At 50.1% G+C, this 17537-nt stretch carries 14 protein-coding genes; 1 reads left to right on the plus strand and 13 read right to left on the minus strand.

All coding sequences use genetic code 11. The features are described 5' to 3' along the window. Positions 1-16: 16 nt before the first annotated feature. The 12 genes from CRN95_RS04545 to CRN95_RS04600 form a co-directional block, all read right to left on the minus strand. Complete coding sequence (locus tag CRN95_RS04545) at positions 17-865, minus strand: TIGR02172 family protein (RefSeq protein WP_088631088.1); 849 nt, start codon at positions 863-865, stop codon at positions 17-19. A gap of 11 nt (positions 866-876) precedes the next feature. Next, on the minus strand, positions 877-1734 hold the full coding sequence (locus CRN95_RS04550) for a TIGR02172 family protein (protein WP_088631087.1): 858 nt from the start codon (positions 1732-1734) through the stop codon (positions 877-879). Positions 1735-1969: 235 nt separating this feature from the next. After that, a complete protein-coding gene (locus tag CRN95_RS04555; RefSeq protein WP_097020198.1) occupies positions 1970-2686 on the minus strand; it encodes a zinc metallopeptidase in 717 nt (238 codons plus the stop codon). A gap of 223 nt (positions 2687-2909) precedes the next feature. Further along, on the minus strand, positions 2910-4091 hold the full coding sequence (locus CRN95_RS04560; RefSeq protein WP_088631085.1) for an ABC transporter permease: 1182 nt from the start codon (positions 4089-4091) through the stop codon (positions 2910-2912). After that, positions 4088-5299 carry an ABC transporter permease gene (locus CRN95_RS04565; RefSeq protein ID WP_097020199.1) on the minus strand — a complete coding sequence of 404 codons (1212 nt, stop codon included), beginning with the start codon at positions 5297-5299 and terminating at the stop codon, positions 4088-4090. The genes CRN95_RS04560 and CRN95_RS04565 overlap by 4 nt, the downstream gene beginning before the upstream one ends. Before the next feature lie 17 nt (positions 5300-5316). Then, positions 5317-6315, minus strand: coding sequence for an HlyD family secretion protein (locus CRN95_RS04570; protein ID WP_088631083.1), 999 nt, complete (start codon positions 6313-6315; stop codon positions 5317-5319). Continuing rightward, the gene (locus tag CRN95_RS04575) at positions 6315-8084 is read right to left on the minus strand and encodes a TolC family protein (protein WP_088631082.1); all 1770 of its coding nucleotides are present in this window, start codon (positions 8082-8084) and stop codon (positions 6315-6317) included. The genes CRN95_RS04570 and CRN95_RS04575 overlap by 1 nt, the downstream gene beginning before the upstream one ends. Before the next feature lie 126 nt (positions 8085-8210). After that, complete coding sequence (locus CRN95_RS04580) at positions 8211-9920, minus strand: lamin tail domain-containing protein (protein WP_088631081.1); 1710 nt, start codon at positions 9918-9920, stop codon at positions 8211-8213. Between the two features lie 33 nt (positions 9921-9953). Beyond that, positions 9954-10772 (minus strand): polyphosphate polymerase domain-containing protein, encoded by an 819-nt coding sequence (locus tag CRN95_RS04585; protein ID WP_088631080.1) that lies wholly within the window; start codon positions 10770-10772, stop codon positions 9954-9956. Between the two features lie 3 nt (positions 10773-10775). Beyond that, the gene (locus tag CRN95_RS04590; protein WP_088631079.1) at positions 10776-12173 is read right to left on the minus strand and encodes a TolC family protein; all 1398 of its coding nucleotides are present in this window, start codon (positions 12171-12173) and stop codon (positions 10776-10778) included. Continuing rightward, positions 12173-13282: an HlyD family secretion protein gene (locus CRN95_RS04595; protein ID WP_073423609.1), complete on the minus strand. Its 1110-nt coding sequence runs from the start codon at positions 13280-13282 to the stop codon at positions 12173-12175. Before CRN95_RS04595 ends, CRN95_RS04590 begins: the two co-directional genes overlap by 1 nt. A 13-nt stretch (positions 13283-13295) precedes the next feature. Next, a complete protein-coding gene (locus CRN95_RS04600) occupies positions 13296-13979 on the minus strand; it encodes a DUF4956 domain-containing protein (RefSeq protein WP_014545640.1) in 684 nt (227 codons plus the stop codon). 449 nt (positions 13980-14428) lie between these two features. Here CRN95_RS04600 and CRN95_RS04605 point away from each other — a divergent pair, with 449 nt between their 5' ends. Next, complete coding sequence (locus tag CRN95_RS04605) at positions 14429-14617, plus strand: hypothetical protein (protein ID WP_097020200.1); 189 nt, start codon at positions 14429-14431, stop codon at positions 14615-14617. A 201-nt stretch (positions 14618-14818) separates the two neighbouring features. On the opposite strand, the gene CRN95_RS04610 is transcribed toward CRN95_RS04605, so the two are convergent. Beyond that, positions 14819-17512: a beta-L-arabinofuranosidase domain-containing protein gene (locus tag CRN95_RS04610; RefSeq protein ID WP_097020300.1), complete on the minus strand. Its 2694-nt coding sequence runs from the start codon at positions 17510-17512 to the stop codon at positions 14819-14821. Positions 17513-17537 lie beyond the last annotated feature (25 nt).

Genomic DNA, 17537 nt, shown 5'->3' on the forward strand with positions numbered 1-17537 from the left:
TTCGTTTACCTAAAATTTATCCAAATAATTTAGCGATATACGGGTAGGCTTCATCCGGCAAAGTGAAATGCTTTGCGATATAGAACATATAAGGAATCTTGACTGCTGCAAACGGCAAAATCCGTTTCGTGGCTTCCGCGATTTTCTGCGGGTCCGTCGTTCCCAAATAAGCAGGGAAGAAAATATTCCAATGAGCCAAAAGATTTTCTTTACTCATGTGGAAAACAAGATCCGCCTTTTGCTCATCCATTCTGTGCGTCATGCTCCACAACATCCCCAAATCCCAACCAGGGTCACCATAGCCGAAATCGCCCATATCAATCCAAAGCGTTCGCTTTCCATCGGTAATGACATTGCTGATTTGCAAATCGCCATGAAGACAATACGGAGTATCGGGAACCGTATCGATAAAAGCCAAGGCCTTTTGCTTGTAAAAGTCAGGAACTACAGCCTTTTCAAGATAAAAGCGACGGAATTTTTCCTTTGTTGACACAAGCTTCGTCGTATCTGCTTTCGTCGAATGGAGTTTCTTAGCCATCTCTGCAAAAGTCAAAGAAAGCTCTTGCAAACGACCCGGCTCTTCTGAAATAATTCTCGAAAAAGAGCGTTTGTTCCGGATAAGTTCATATTCAGCACCAAAGCGTTCGCCATCCGTTATCAAGCGAATTGGTTTTGGAGTCGGGACTCCCAAATCAAAAGCTGAGCAAGATGTCAAAAAATCTTTTTTAGCACAGTCCGCTTCGAATCCGGGGTGATAAAGTTTCGCAATCGTATCGCGTGTCTTGTGCGTGTACGAGATTGCAGTCGCACCTTCACCGGTCGCTACATAATCATCCAAATTGATTTTTTCAACTTCTTCAGACATAACAGCCTCTCTTAATAAAACTTTTCGACCAGGGAATGAACCAATCCTGCAAACAACTTCTTATAAGCTTCAGGAGTCGGCATCAAGATTGAACGGATACAAGCATCCAAAGGAGCAAACTTGCCAGCAAGAGCAGTGAAGGCGAAAATGTCCTTATTCCCCGTGTAGGCCTCAGCAAACGCATTCCAGAAGTTTTTCAACTGTTCCTGCGACATGTGGAAAATTTCCTGCGCTGCCGGGAACTGAGAATAAACTTGGCAAGTCATGAAAAAATGCCCTATATCGAACATTGGCGAACCGTGACTAAACCAGCCAAGATCAATCCAATAAGGTTTACCGTCACCAGAAATAATCAAGTTACCCATCTGGAAATCACCATGCAAGCAGGTTTTCTCGTCTTCTATACTCTGAACAAACGCCCGCATTTTTTCTCTATCATCATCTGCAACAAAATCAGACGCATCGATACCCTTCAGGGCAAGATCCTTGCGGCTTGGGAAAAACTCCGTATCGCAAATCGTCGCGTGCAGTTGCAGGCCCAATGAAGCAAGCAACTTAGCCATTTCACTGATACGAGACGGTTCATCGGAGCAAATACGCGAAAGCGATTTCTTCCCCTTAATGATTTCTACAAGCTGACCGTAACCATCCCCCACGCGCACCATATCGAACATACGAGGAGTCGGGATTCCCAAATCAAAGACATGCTGGGCTGCATCACGTTCTTGCTTTACGGTCGCCTCATCACAACGAGGCGGGTTATTCACTTTCAAAAGGAAATCAGGATGACCGGGATGCACATAAGTTTTCCCGTTACCGCCCTCGCCCACCTGCGTCCAGGTACTAATATCAATATTCTGGTATTCCATTTTTGCTCCCTAGAAAATGTTTCTCCTTATAAAGATATCGCTTTTTCTTTAGAAAAGGACAAAAAGAATTTAGCTGATACTCCAAATTATTCAATATTGGCGAGTTATTATTTGATATTGGCGAATTTTGCCGCAAAATCAGTAAAAAAAAAGCCCCGCCGAAGCGAGGCTTAAAGGAGATTCCGGCTCGTCCCCGTCAAGCGAGGACAGGTAGGCCGAAATGACAGATTGATCGTTAATCGTCGCGGCGACCGCCGAGGAGCCCTGCGCGGTATGCCCAGTAGAGCAACTGCAAGATAGACGAGATTGCTGCGGCGACGTACGTGAGGCCTGCGGCAAAAAGCACGCCAGAGACGGTATTGTATTCGCGACCTGCGGCAACAACCTCCATGCGGGCAAGAGCCTTCTTGGCTCGTGCCGAAGCGTCAAATTCTACAGGCACGGTCACAAGCGTAAAGAGCGTTGCAAGAGCAAAGAGCACCACGCCGACAACCGCGAGAGATTGACCAAGCGCCATGCCCATGCCCATAAGCATAATGCCAATAATCACGAGCCACGGTCCAAGATTAGAACCGATGTTTGCGGCAGGCACAATGGCAGAACGGAGCCACAGCGGGAAGTAACCTTCGGCATGCTGGATGGCGTGACCAACTTCGTGAGCGGCAACGCCTGCGGCACTTGCATTGCGGCCGGAATAGACTTCGGGCGACAAGTTAAGCGTCTTGTTCAGCGGATTGTAATGGTCCGAAAGAAAGCCCTGGTGCTTGAGGATTTTCACATCGGTAATGCCCGCTTCCATAAGGATAGCCTTGGCGACATCGGCACCGGTGAGGCCGCTAGAAATTGTGACTTTTTGGCCAGCGGCAAAGCGCTTCTTGACCAACAGGGAAACGGCGCCCGAAAGCACGAGCGTCACCACGAGAATCATCATGTATAAAGGATCGAACATCATAATTTTAGTTCCTTGTTATCAGCAATGTCACTAGATGGGGCAAGCCCCAACCTCTTTGGCTCGGTTATAACCATGCAAGCATGGTTGCCACACTCGCCTTTCGAGGTTGTCTTCGGCATTCGCCTCAGGATGACGACATGCTTTTTTCACTATCCAATTTACAAAAAGAATGGCGAAAGCGACTGTGACTTCGTCACTCTTTTTTGCTTATTATCGGCTGTTTTTACATGTCGCCGGTGGTGAACTTACTCTTGTCGCGCAAATGCGTGAGGAACATGCCCAGCACGAAGTAGATGACCGCCTGGATAGCAAGCAAGTAGAGTTTTGGCGCCACATCGTAAATGTCGCCACCCATCTGTTCAATCGAAAGCCATGCGGGTACGGCAAACGTACTCGGTAGAATATACGAGAGACCCACCATCCAGCTCGGCATCAAATAGCTCGGCCAGCTAAAGTTTGCGAGGAACAAGATTGGGATGGAGAGGTTCAAAAACAGCTGCATGCTCGATTCACGGTGCAAGAACACCTGCGAGAGGCACATGCCAAAGTTGATGACCGAAGCAAGGAACACCACTGCAAAAATCATCATCGGCAAGAGTTCACCACGACGCGGGAAGTCGAACAAGTTGTAAATGAAGCAATGGTAGAACAAGATGAAGCAGCAATAATGCAAGAAGTACGCAAGCGAACGCCCTAAGTAACGGTACGGCATGCTCTCGTTTTCAACTTCGGAATAGCGCTGGTTGCGGCGGAAACGGCGATGCCCGCGAGCGCCACCAAGCACGCAAATTCCAATCACAAGGGACTGTTGCAAAATCAGCACGAGCACACTAGGAACAACATAATTAGAATAGCTTCCCGTGTTGTTGAACATCGTTTGTATCGATAACGGCATCGGGTCGCGCATTGCCATCGCCTTTGCTGAAGGCACCTTCTTGCCAAGCGCAATAGCCTTCACCTTGCTCACTGCACCGACCGTCAATGCACATGTCGAAAACGCCGTTCCAATCGTACCGTGGAGCATCACGTAGGCGCCATGCGTAAAGATGTTTATCTTGGTCGACTTTTTGTTGAGCAAATCATGTTCCATGTTCTCGGGAATGACCATGAAACCGAAAATGTCTTCGCGAGCCATTGCAGATTCGGCTTCGAGCATGTCATTATAGACAGCCTTGACTTCGACCTGTTGCGTTGCCGCAGCCATTCGCGTGAGTTCGCGAGACTTTGCCGAATGATCCAAATCCACTACAGCCACAGGAACTCGCGTGACCGTCTGGTTCACGTATGCCGTCGGGTAGTAGAACGCATAGAGGATGCCGGCAACCACGAGCAACAATACTGCAGCCGGGTCCGTTACAAACAATTTCCATTCTGTCAAAGTAACTTTCAAAAGACGACTAATCATTTGCGCCTCCTGATTTTTTCGAGCAAACCTTTGAACAGCGAATCAACAGTGACAACATCCTCATCTTCAACAACGACAGGAATCTGGGAATCATGCTTTAAGCGGTACTGCCAGCGGAGCAGCATTGTAAAGCTTCCAAACAAAGTCCAGAACAAAGCCATGCCTCCCATAAGCTTGATGACGTTCCAGGATTCGGCCATGCCGACATCGCCAAGGAGCATCATGGATTGCACACGGAGCACGTGAGTGAGCGGGAGTACAAATGCAAAGCAGCGCACCGCAAAAGGCATTGCCATCACGGGGTACGTCTGGCCGGCAAATGCAAAAGCAGGGCCGCCGATCACGCCAGAAACGCCAGTTGCAATACGCATCACGCCAGTCACGCCCACAAAGGCCATGCCCGCGCCAACACAGCAAATCACCATCAAAAGTTGCGCCACGGAGACCATCACAAATTCTTCAAAGCCCATCGGCATAAGCATGCGGTGCGTGTAAGCATAGCAGCCCATGTATTCGAGCCAGAGGATAATCACCGCCGGGACAAATGATGCAATTCCAAGCGTCACCCAGGAACGTTCGGCATAGTTGTAAAATTCACGAACGCGCTTGTCACGAAGCGGGAACGAGGCTATATACACAGCCACGAGCATTCCCGCCAAATGGAACATTGCAGACAAAAGCCCAAGTGCCAAAAATCCCTGGTAATTGCCTTCGATGTTACCGACTGAATGAATCTCCGTCTTGACCGGATCATCGAACGAAGCGGTGAAAAGATCCGAGCCGATACTTGTGATGACCGCACGGATTTCCTTTGTCGCAAACATATTCGTGAGGTAGTTCTGGCCACTAGAATAAACAGGAATCACAGGCGCTTCGAGACGCAAAGCACGGCGTTCCAAATCTGTCGGGAGAACAATAAACGTCTGCAAGTCGCCGCGAATCACCGCATGTTCACATTCGCTCATGTCATGGCAATTCACCTTGACATCGAGCACGGGGCTCGACTGGAGCGCGCGTTCCAAGCGGTCTGCCAATTGGCTATGGTCCTGCTTGAGAATGCCTACCGGAATGTGCTGTACAATTTCATTCGAGAACATTTCCAGCATGAACACGGAAACGCCTACGGGGAGCACCGCAAGAATCATCCACAAGACTAGCTTGTGGCCAAAGTAAATCTTCCCGATTGTCTTTAAAAGACCTTTCAGCACGATAACCTTCTATCTAATTACTGAACATCATCGGCAGGGAGCAAAACGCTCATGCCCGGGCGGAGGTTTTCGACCTTGTGCGTCGGGCGCATGCGGACTTCGAACGTCTTGAGGTCAAAGCCAGAGCTTTCCTTGGAGCTGCGCCATGTAGCATAGTCACCGACAGAAGCGATATAGCTTACGACCATTTCGATGGTCTTGTCGAGAGCCGGGACCTGGAGATAGAACTTTTTGCCTTTAGAAACGTTCTTGAGGTAATCTTCACGGAGGTGGAATACAGCCCAGGAATCATTCAAGTCCGTCACGGCGATAATCGGCATACCGGAACCGACAACTTCACCTTCTTCGGCGAGCTTGAGGGAAACTTCACCGGTAATCGGCGTACGAATCTTGGTTTCTTCGAGATAGGCATCAACTTCGGCGTTGGCACCCTTGGCCTGCATCACGAGAGCGTTTGCTGCGGCCTTGTCTTCGCTACGGGCACCGGCAACAGCCTGGTTGTACTGAGCGCGGGCCGCATCAGCAGCAGACTGGGAAGCCTTCATCTGCGTTTCGGCTTCATCGCGCTTTTGGAGCGGAAGCACACCTTCGTTGTAGAGTTTCTGCACGCGGTTGTAAGTGTTCTTGGCAAGCGTTGCGGCTTCTTGAGCGCGATCAGCCATTGCCTTGAGCGCCGTGATGTCTTCACTGCGAGCGCCATTGCGAGCCTTGCTGGCCTGAGCCTTGGCAGCACCGAGTGCGCCCTGAGCCTGCATCTTCTTTGCTTCGATTTCCGGGCTGCTGATAACAGCAACGAGAGAATCCTTGTTGACCACATCGCCTTCGTGAACGAACAAGCGTTCGATACGGCCCGGGACCTTCCCTGCCACGAGCACGCGGCGGGCTTCCATCTGGCCTTGCAAGAACTGTTCACGCGGTTGCGTTGCAAACTGTTGGAGCTGGGAGATGCCCATAATGACGAGCACAATCAAAGCCAGAACGACAACAACTTTTCCAATCATTTTCAATGCGTTCATTATTTATTCTCCGTTTCTAAATTCTGTTCAACCGGTTGAGTTCCGGTCGGGACTTCACTGGATCCTTCGCTTTGCTCAGGATGACGAGTTGCGGAAGTCGCTTCACTGGATCCTTCGCTCTGCTCAGGATGACGATCTGCAGCAGAGGCTTCACTGGATTCTACACTCTGCTCAGGATGACTAGCGGCGACAGGCTTTTCAACTACAAGCTGCTTAGATACAAGAACTGTACCTGCGGTAGAGACTTCGCCGGCCGCTTCGAGGAGTCCAAGCCATGCAACCACGGCATCGTAATGAGCCTTGAGGTCAGCCACCTGCAAGCGAGAAAGAGCAAGCTCTGCATCGACGACATCAAGACCTGTAGCAAGCCCTGCTTCGTAAGCCTTGTTCTGGCTGCGCAAAGCTTCGTCAGCAAGTTCACGCGTCTTGGCAAGGCTTGCGAGCCTACCCTTTGCATGTTCCAGTTCACGCCAGCGCTTTTCAACCAAAAGCTTCAAATTGTCCATCGTTTCTTCTTCAAGGCTACCCAAAGAACGGTCCATCGCCTTTGCGGAGCTCACCTTAGCGCGGGTATCGCCACCCTTGAAGATATCCCACTGCATCTTGGCGCCAATAGCCCATTCCGGTTCGAGGATTGTCAAGTCCTTGGTGTAAAGTTCCTTGTAGCCAAACAACGCGATTGTCGGGAAATAATCGGCACGGGCAGCGCTAATCGCATTCTGGTTGCGCTTGCGTTCAATGCGGAGCTGACGGAGGCCCGGGTGTTTTTCCATGGCGAGAGCCTTGAATTCATCCATCGAACGGATGTCTTCCGGAGATTCAACAGGCGTTGTCGCGGTGAGGCTAGTGTCCGTGTGCAGCATGCTTGCAAGAGCCATACGGGCAAGAGACTGGTCGCGAAGGGCGTCTTCGTAAGCGTTCTCGGCTTCGGCGAGGGCCACTTCGGCGCGGAGGCGTTCGGTCTTGCTAATTTGGCCGCCCTCTTCGAGCTTCTTGGAACGTTCCAGATGTTCCGCTAAGTCCTTCTTGGTCGTTTCGCGCATGCCGACAAGTTCTTCGCAAAGGCGGAGCGTAAAGTACTTGGTCGCCACATCCATGAGCACGGTGTTCTGCGCCATTTCAAATTCGGCCTTGCGGGCATTCACATTTTCCTTGGCGGCATCATAAGCGGAATAAATCTTGAGACCAGTAAAGATCGGCCACACGACGGTCAAGCGGGCATTAAAGAACCAATCGTCTTGCACCTTCATGTTGAAGTCGGCATCGTTGATGTTCTTGGTCGCTGCAGCGCCATACTTTTCCGCATTTTGCACTGCGGCATCATTTGCGTCTTTGCTATTGACAACACCTTTCCAAATTTCAGCAGACTTGGCATCCACAGCGGCTTTTGCAGATTTATCGTCTAAACCCAGGCTCTTTGCTTGAGCAAGAGCTTCCTGATAAGCCTTGGAGTAGGCCCCATTGTACGTGGAGACATAAGCCTTGGAATAGGCGGCCGCACCCGCGATATCGCTCAAGGGCTGCTGAATGCGCCCAAGGTCGATATTAATGGGATCATTGATTTTGGTAATGCCAGCCGACAGACTCACTGTCGGGAGGAATCGGGCAAAAGCTTCCTTTTCGCCACTTTCGGCAATATCCACTTTAGCCTTTTCAGCTTTGATTTTTGAATTGTTAGCCATGGCCATGTCCAACGCATCCTGTAGAGAAAGCGATGTCGCATTAGCAGCCACGCAACCACTGAGAATAAAAGCAAAGTACCGTTTCATAGCTACAATAATAATACAAAAAGATGACAACAGCTGCAATTCCAAAACGACGCAATTCCCTCATGTAATAAAAAAAGTTCCGACAAAATGTCGGAACTTTTGGCGTAAAACTCAATTTGAGTAAATTTACTTGCCCGGAGTCGGAGCGAGAGCACTCCAGACTGCAGAACCGTAACCCGATGTGGTAAAATCCTTACGGTTCAAGCTCTTGCCCTTACCATCGGTTTCTGTAAGGCCTGCCCAGCGGTCGCTATAAAGCGTAGCATCAGAAATTTCATAATACCACTGCTTTGTGTTATCGGACTTGGTCACGTAAGAATACGGTTTCTTGACGGCAACAGTTTCACCGCGGTTAGAGAGTTTACCTGCATAGAAACGAACCGGAACTGTTTCGGCAATCGAATAACGTGCACGGAGCAAAGCTTCCTTCGCCTTGAGAGAATCGTTAAACAGGACCATCTTGCCACCAGCAGCAATCACATCGCCGGCTGCAAATTCCATGTTCACGCCTTCAATCTTCCAGCCCTGCGGAGTGTTGTTAACGTTTTCAACAAGCGTCACATCCGTTGTTCCCTTGTTCACAAGTTCAAGGAATTCCAGATCGTTCGGGTCATTTTCATTTTCGTGGTAATGGATTTCATTGATGAAAATCGGACCAGCCTTAAGCGCAGAGTTTGCGGCACCCGGAGTTTCCGTAGCCATGGCACCCTGAGCCACCGTACCGCCAGCAACTTCGACAATACCGCTAGACTGCTTACCGGCGAAAATCAGCAAGCTCGTTTCCTTACCCGTGCGAACACCGGCTGCAGCTTCGTACAGATAAATTTCATCACCATTTTCGCTCAAGTAAAGACCTTCACCAAAGACATCGGCAGAAGCGTCGAGGAGCAAATAGCCATTGGCCGGAACAACCGTATTGGCGCCACCGACAGTCCACTTTTTGCCTTTAAGCTTGGATTCAAGTTCCCAACCCTTAATATCGACAGGAGCGGTACCGTAGTTGTAAAGTTCAATCCAGCCTTCAGTTTCATTAAGAACATACGGCTTGATTTCGTTCAAGCGAACCGTAGTTGCATCGAGAACCTGATCATCACCAGAGCACGGGTTGCCATTTTCAACAGCGCTAGCACCCCAAGAGTTCGGGTCCGCTTCGTTACCGGATCCACGATACACAAGGGTACGGCCATTGCCATCGGCAAGACTCGGCCAAGGCGGCAAGTTACTGAATGCAGCACTCACGTCGCCTTCACCGCGAAGTTTCACTTCGACGACATCGCCTTCGTTCACAAGCTTTGCCACAGCATTCGTCTTGGAATCCTTATCCCACGGGCCATAAACTTTACAGCCAGCTGGCAAGTTCGAATAAGTCTGCTTGAACAGAGATACATCATTGGTAACAATAACGTATTCGCCCTTCTTCAAGGAACCATTCGGGAAACTGAAAGACACAGCACCGTCCAAGCGGAGGTTGCTGAGTTGCATGTCCGTAATATCCGGGCCTTTCTTGATATAGACTTCGACCCATTCCAATGCAGAGCCACCCGGCGCATTGTACATGATTTCGGAGACGCCCATATTCGTAATCGTAGAATCGACGACACCTTCGGCACTAGAGCTAGAAAGCACCGGATTCTGATTTTTCGCAGAAGACGACGACCCAGTAGAAATATCAGAAGAAGAGGTCGCGATATCACCACTGCTATTCGGAGTAATTGTCGAAGAACTAGACGGTTCAGAAACCGCATTGACAGGGCTAGTTTCGTCATCGGAGCAGGCTGAGAACAGGCCAAGAGCGGTGACACAAGTGCCTACAGCAAGCCATTTTTTTGTATTCATGAGCGCCTTCCTTTTTTAAATGTTAAACGTATTTTAGAAATTTCCCGCGAGAGAAGTCCAGTACGGGCTCTTGAAACGACGCGGATTTTCGTAAACTCTTTTCCATTCTGCAGCGGCGTTCCCGAACTTGGAGAATGCACCGTGCTTTAAATTCAATGCACGAATCAAGTCGAACATCCAGTACGGCATCTGGGCTGCCGGGCACTTGAGTTCGAGAACGGCATCGGCACCCGGCTGGAAGAATCGCGGGAGCCCCGTGGAGTGCATGTAGTGCGGGTCCACAGTGTAGTCAAAGCCGTTTTCTTCGCGGAAGCGCATGCCGGTGTCAATCGTCACGCGGGAGTATTCTTCGCGAAGGCCAAACCATGCACGCCGCTTGTACTGCGTAAGGAGTCGCGGGTGTGCACCATGGAGTTCCGTCTTGTACAAGAAATCCTTGAGGTACATGCGGTCTTTATCGCTCTTGCACGGCCATTCCTCGGGCTTCATATTCCAGACTTCACCGGGATTGATACCCTTGATCGTTGCACGGCTCTTGTAGCAGATGTTGCGAATCTTACGCTTGACTTCGAAATGGAACGTACCATCCTGAGCGGGGTGTTCACCGTACGTGCGGATACGCATGTTGAAACGGTCCAGGAGCTGTTTCTTTTTCCAGCCGAGGAACGTCCACGTCGGTGTGTCCAGGTAGAGGTTCGTAATCCAGTAGAATCCACCCGGAGTAATCTTGGAATAGTAGTCTTCTTCGCAATACGGCGCCAAGAACGCACCAATCCGGTCCGCCCATTCGACGGGGATATGGTACTTCAGTTCGAAGCGTTCTAGAAGACTAAATCCACGGGCTTCAGCCATAAATTACCTGATTCCTTCACGAAGGTGATTTGCAACATCCTGACGGGCAAGACCACCTGCGTAATCGAGCAAAGCCAAGTAACGTGCAAAGATGTCGTATTCGAGCTTAGCAGCCTTCAAGTCGCTTTCGAGTGCACTTTCACGGGCGCGGAGAAGAAGGAGCGGGTCGGAACCGGCTTTGTGGGCAAACTGTTCCATAAAGCCGCTTGCATTCACTTGTTCGGCATATTCCTTCAAGACCTTCCACTGGTCGATGAGCGTGAGCACTTCTTCGGTGAGGCGGGCGACCTTCTGGTTCACTTCGCGGACTTCGTCCAAGTACTTGCTTTCGGCATCGAGCTTTTCGACCTGTTCACGAAGAGAAGCATCCTTGTTGCTATCGAAGAACGGCAAGCGGAATGCGAGGTTTACAAAGAACTTGTCTGCAGTCTTGCGGTTATCCGTATCCGGGAAAAGCTTCCTTAGCTTATAAGAAGCATCGTATGAAGCGCATTCCCCTTGGACTTTCTTAGTACAAGCCTTAGACATCCACTCTGATTCGAACTCGTCATACCTGGCGCCATTCTTGATGTCCTTGTATTCCAAATCCTTGTACTTTTCCATCAAGGATTCGATCTGGAGCGAATAGCCAATACCGACATGAGAAATGTAGTTGCGGTCCTTGCTGGCGTCCTGCTGAGCCTTGGAAATATCGGAATCGCGCTTGCCCTTGGCGAGAGCCACGAGCGGGAAGTTTTCGTCAACAGTCACGCCATTCTTCAGGAATTCGGCAAGTTCTTCCATCGACGGGAGGAACGTAGAATCCAAATAGACGTTGTCATAATCCGGAGCCCAGCTCAACATCTTGAGTTCGGCATCGCGGAGCGCCGTGCTATCCGAAAGCAGGTTTGCCTTAAGCGAGGCGCTTTTTTCGAGCGAAGTCATCAAGTCTTCGGCATTGAACGAAGCAGAACCGGACTTGAGGTGGAGAACCTCGATACGGTCCTGAATAACCTGCAAAAGCTGCTTGTTGATTTCGTTAATCTTCTGGCGAAGTACATAGCGCACGCCGCGTTCGTAACGGTCGTAAAGGAGGATCGAACGTTCAACGGCAAAAGTAGCCTGCTGGTAATTCTTAACGGCCTCATAGTGTGCCTTGTCGGCAGCGCGTTCGCCAAAAGCTTGCGGAGTCACGCGAAGTTCAAAGTCATGCTTGGCAAAGCTAAAACCGTCCAGCTGGTAACGGAGTTCCACCTTGTCCCAAAGCTTGAGGTTGCGTTCTTTCGATGTCGCCTCAGCGCGCTTTGCAGCAGCCTCGTACCTCGGATCTGCCTTAGCGGATTCGATCAGGCGTTCCCATGTGAGAGGGCTTGCGATTGCCGCCGCAGTCAGTGCGAGCGTTAAAAAGGATACAGTCTTCATTACTTCTTAGCCTTCTGTTGCTGCTTTTCCAAGTTGCGCTTGCTCGTTTCGGTGATGGTCACCATTTCGCCAAGCAAGAACTTATTTTCTTCAGGGATCTTGATGGTCACTTCGCGGCCATAAACCGGAATTTCCGGCATCTTCCACATGCGGGTCGGGAACGGCACGATGCGGCTCGAAAGGCCAACCACTTCGCCAATCACGGCCTTGCCCTTACCGGTAAGAGACGTGACCTTCACGGCTTCGCCGAGGTTCGTGTTTTCGTAAATCTGTTCGTTGATGTAGCCGCGGATAAGCGTCGGGGACTTGTGGGCAAGCGTTACGATCGGAGCAAAGCTCGAGACCTTTTCGCCATCGCGCACGTTCACATCACCGACAACCCAGTTTTCCTTGGCAATTTGGGTGAGTTCCTTCTGCTGCTTGCGAAGTTCGGCAAGTTCCTTGCGGATGTTTGCAGCTTCGGTCTTGCCGCTAGACTTCTGGAGTTTGTTGCTACCGCGGAGGAGGGCAATCTGTTCGTTGGCGCTCCTGGTTGCAACAGCAAGTTCGTTCTTGAGGCTCTTGATGCGCATAGCCATGGCATCGTTGCCATCGGCCTTGGACTTGGAGTTCGAGAGGCTCTTGAGCTTGGCAGAAATAGCCTTGTTGCTTTCGTATTCCGCTTCAAGGTTGCGAATTTCAGCCAAAAGTGTGAGGCGACGAGATTCGAGGTTAGCCTTGACTTCGGCCACCTTCTGGTCGATTTCGGCAGAGCTCAAGTTGCTGCGGCCTTCGAGAGCGTCGAGTTCACGGGTGAGTTCGGCAACGCGGAGCGTAAGGTCCGGACGGTTGATAACCACGATAGTGTCGCCCGGCTTGACTTCCTGGCCCGGAACCACGTAAATCTTGACGATTTCGGTCGGAGACGGAAGGCTGATAATCGTTTCGCTGGATTCGGCAATACCACGGAACATGGCCGCCTTGCCCTGGTAGATAAAGCCGAGCATCACGGCAAACACGACGCATGCCACCCAGGCAATAGAAAGCTTGTGGGTATAGACGTAAGCGACACCCGCATTGTTCTTGTGGGTATTCCAGAAATTGTCGAGAAGATCTTCGAGCTTATTCATTTTTCAAACCTCCTTACATTTCCGTCGTAGCGTCTTGCATCATGAACTGGACATCCGAAATGCCTTCAACCTTCGAAAGGAGCGTGAGGATTTCGGCAGCGGGCTTCGTTGCGCGGAGGCGAATCTGGTAGGCGACATCCAAGCGGGCACCGCCATCGACTTCACGCATCGTAATCAAAATAAACGTCTTCAAGTTGCCCTTCATGATATCTTCAACCTGGCCACGAACCTTGGGTTCGTTCGGGAGAGCAAAGCGGAGCATGCCGTCAAAGAAGTGCTTGGTACCAAGACCCGTGCGAGAGAGGAGGAACGCGACACAGCTGAAAGCGATCGTACCGCCAACTGCAGCACCCCAGGCGTAAACACCGCAACCGATACCAGCGCCGAGAGCGGCGAAGATGAACATGATATCGCGCGGGTCCTTGAAGCTCGTACGGAAACGGACGACCGAGAGAGCACCCATCATGCCAAGACCACGACCAACGTTATCGCCGATAGCCTGCATCACCATGGCAGCGACCACTGCACTGAGCACGATGCCCTGCACAAAGTTTCGCGAGTACGAAAGTCCGAGGAACGTCTTTTCGTAAGTCCATGCAATCGTCGAAGACAGGACGAACGCGAGAATCAAGGTGTATGCAAGCGTAATAATCGTTGCGTTTGTTGAGCTGGACTGGACAGCAAGAAGGTCAAGCATAATAACTCCGTTAATTAATTCTTTTTTTAGCCCGTTTTCCCAAAATCTACTTAAAAACAAGGCTTTCACACTCGCTATTATGTAAATAATGGACTAACAAAAAAATTACAATCCGCTTGTGAATTTCGGATTTGGGCGAATTTCACCCAATTTTTTTATTCCAGGCTGTAGAACCCACGCTAAAAATAATAAAACTAGTTTTTTCATTTCTGAAAAAATTAATTACATGTTGGTTACTCTAACAACGCATTGAGCCAGTCGCAACGTATGTTTATTTTCGGTAACAGAAACGCGGTTTGTAGGCGGCAAATATCAGCTGTTCACGCCGTCTGGTTAATAGAAAGTTACAAAGAAGTCTCCGTGGAGCAATGGCGAACAGAATGGAGTGATTGAAGTATTTCGGAGTTTAAGATTCATCAACACAAGTCCATAAAATTCATATATTCAGGATGCTACCCAATTTAGCAGACACCGTCATCGCCAAATATAGCGGAGACACTTCTGAGATTATTCCTGCGGGAAGATTTTATATGATTAAGAACACGCCTCTTTCTTCTCAAGAGCAAGATTTATTAAAAGAAAAAGGCATTTTTGATTACGGCATTGTGGGCAAAGATAATGATAAAAAATTGAAATAGAAGAGGAATGTTTTACAGCAAGTATTCACATTGATTCGTTAAGTTGTCTTAGCCAAAACAATGATATTGTATTCTTTTTGATTGATCGAGGTCCACCGCTATCACTAAAAACAGCGAATGACTTTCAGAGAAAAGAAGAAATTTAAAGCGTACAAGAAGTCCTCGCGGAGCGAGGACTTCTTGGTGTTAGGAGTGAAATGTCTAAAGACCGTTTTTATTGAACAACGTGTAGCCGCGCACGAGACCGTCTTGGTATAGCCGCACAATGTAATTGCCGTTCTTGAGACCTGCGATATCAATGTTAAATTCGCTTGCACCTGCGGGGAGCATTTGCGTGAGTTTTAGGCGCCCATCCATTGAATAAATTTTTACGTTCATCGTGCGGGAAAGAGCGCTCGGAGATGCGATTTGAAGCGTCTGACGGTCTGCACGCACGCGAAGGCCCTGCTTTACAGCGGCAACCGGCTTGATGCTTATCGGCGGGTCTTCTACAACGGGCTTTGGCTTGTTGCGGAGGAGGCGCACGCTATAGATACCGCCCACCATTCCCGAGCTTGCCGTAAACGAGATGCGCACGATTTTTTTGCCCTTTACCATTTTGTCTGGAATCGGGTAAGTCACGTTCACGAATTCATCTTTTTTCCAGCGGTTCGAAATCGTTTCGGTCACGAGCTTTTCGCCGTCAATCGTGATGTCAAATGTACGCGTGCAGCCTTCGTTACCCCAGTAACGCACCATAAGGCTGAGGGAATCTTCGCTATTCGTCTCGAATTCGTAGCTGATGAGGCCGCCATCGCCGCCAGAACACTTGCCAGCATCGCGGTAGAATTCACCTTGGTGCGTGCCCGAAGTGGAATTTTCGATTTTCATCTTGTGGTCTACTTCTGGCTGCTGCTCGCCCGGAGCGACCTTATCGACAGTCTTTTCGTCAAGCGCCAAGGCTTCTTTTTGCTCTTTTTCAAGGCGGTCGAGAATGCTCGGGTCCGTAAGCACCATCCAGTACATCATGTAACGGGCGTCATGCACTTCGTAGAAGGGCTGCAAAAGCAGGTTTGCGTCTTTTTGCTTTGCGAAGAGGTAAGGCGCCTTGAAGTGCAGCGGTTCGCCCTTCACGGGTTCCACTTTCGAGGGGATATCTTCTTTTTTGCTTGCAAGCATCGGCGCCTGGTCCAGCGATTCCAGCGCACCGGAGGCAATGTGGCTCCAGCGACCATCATCGGCGACAAGGCCGTTCAAGTTAGCCGTACCCGTCTTTGCAGAGAGTACAATCGGACCGTGCAAAAGCGCCACATAATCGGTCACACCCGGCAAGTCTTCGACATGCGTGTACATCGGGTAAAGTACTTCGACGACATCGCCAGACTTCCAGGACTTCCCTGCCGAAACGTAGCTCGACGGCGTCGATTTTTTCACGACGGTATCGCCATTGACAATGACCTTGAATGCACCTTCCTTGACCCAGTACGGATGGCGAATCTGCATGTCGAATTCGCCGCTGCCCGTAATTGTGAACTTGGAACTTTCACCCTTCGGGAAGGCGGTTTCCTGCTTGATTTTTACACTCTTGTCTTTCCAATTCAAGACGGAAGCCGCAAAGAGGTTCACATAAAGCGAATTGCCATCCTTCGTATAAATAAACTGATTGTACTTGGCCGGATTTTCCATGCCCGAACCCACGCAGCACCACATGCCCGCATTGACCTTGGAATACACACGGTAATGACGTGGACGCGCCGGGGTAAAGTAAACATAACCGCCATGCGTCGGGTGAATCGTCGAAAGGATATGGTTGAAAAGGGCGCGTTCGTAGAAGTCGGTGTAATGCGCATCGTGCTTGATGTTGAACAGACGTTCCGTCAACTTGAGCATGTTGTACGTATTACAGGATTCTGGTCCTTCACGTTCTTCGATGAATTTTTTGTGATTGTTGAGCGCCGGGAAATGTTCCGAAATGCTGTTGCCGCCAATGGCGATACTGCGTTTGTTCACGACCGTCTGCCAGAAGAAATCGGAGCCCTTCTGGTACTTTTCATCGCCCGAGAGTTCTGCAATTCGCGCAAAACCCACAACCTTCGGCACCTGCGTATTCGCATGGACGTTCGTCAAGTTGTCATTGCCCTGCGACATCGGATTCAAAAGCCACTGGTGCGACCACTTCTTGGCCGCATTCAGGTACTTTTCGTCTTTCGTGAGCTTGTAGGCGTCGGCGTAAACTTCGGGCATGCCGCCGTGTTCCGTGCCGAGCATCTGTTGCATCTTGGAATCGTTCAGGCCGTTCGTAATTGAAATGCCCCAGTCGCAAAGCGCAAGGAACATCGTCTTTGCCTGTTCATAGCCTGCATAAACGTAAGCGTCACGCAAACCCGCATAAAGCTTGTGGATATTGTACCACGGCACCCAATAGCCGTTTTGTGCGCCAGCATCGCCATTTTTCATCTTGAGCCACATTTGCTTGCCGTTCGGCACGCCGCTAATGTAACCCTTGAAGTTATTGTCCTTGGAATTTTGGTCCTGAATCGTTTTAAGTTCTTTCAAGATGTATTCGAGGCGTTCCTTGACCTGAACGTCATCATTGTCGGCGTAATGCATCGCCAAGGCACTCAGGTAATGCCCCAAAACGTGGCCATCGAGACCCGCCCAGTTCGGGAACTTGCTCGCCTTCGGCTTCATGCCCGCTTCTTCGTAAAAAGGCGCGAGCAAGCGGTCCACATCGTAGCTGAGAAGCGTTTCGACGTTCAAGTCCTGGCGTTCCTTCAAGACGCCATCCAAAAGCTGTACATCCGACAACGCGAACATGTCGGGGTAAAGCACATCCTGTGAAAATCCGAGACCGCACGCAAGCCCCGTCAAGGCGAGCGCCGTGCGAAAATGTTTACCAAACCATCCTAACTTCATAAGAGCCACCTTTTTTTGCGACTTC

The sequence above is a fragment of the Fibrobacter sp. UWB16 genome, from assembly GCF_900215325.1.
GTDB lineage: Bacteria > Fibrobacterota > Fibrobacteria > Fibrobacterales > Fibrobacteraceae > Fibrobacter.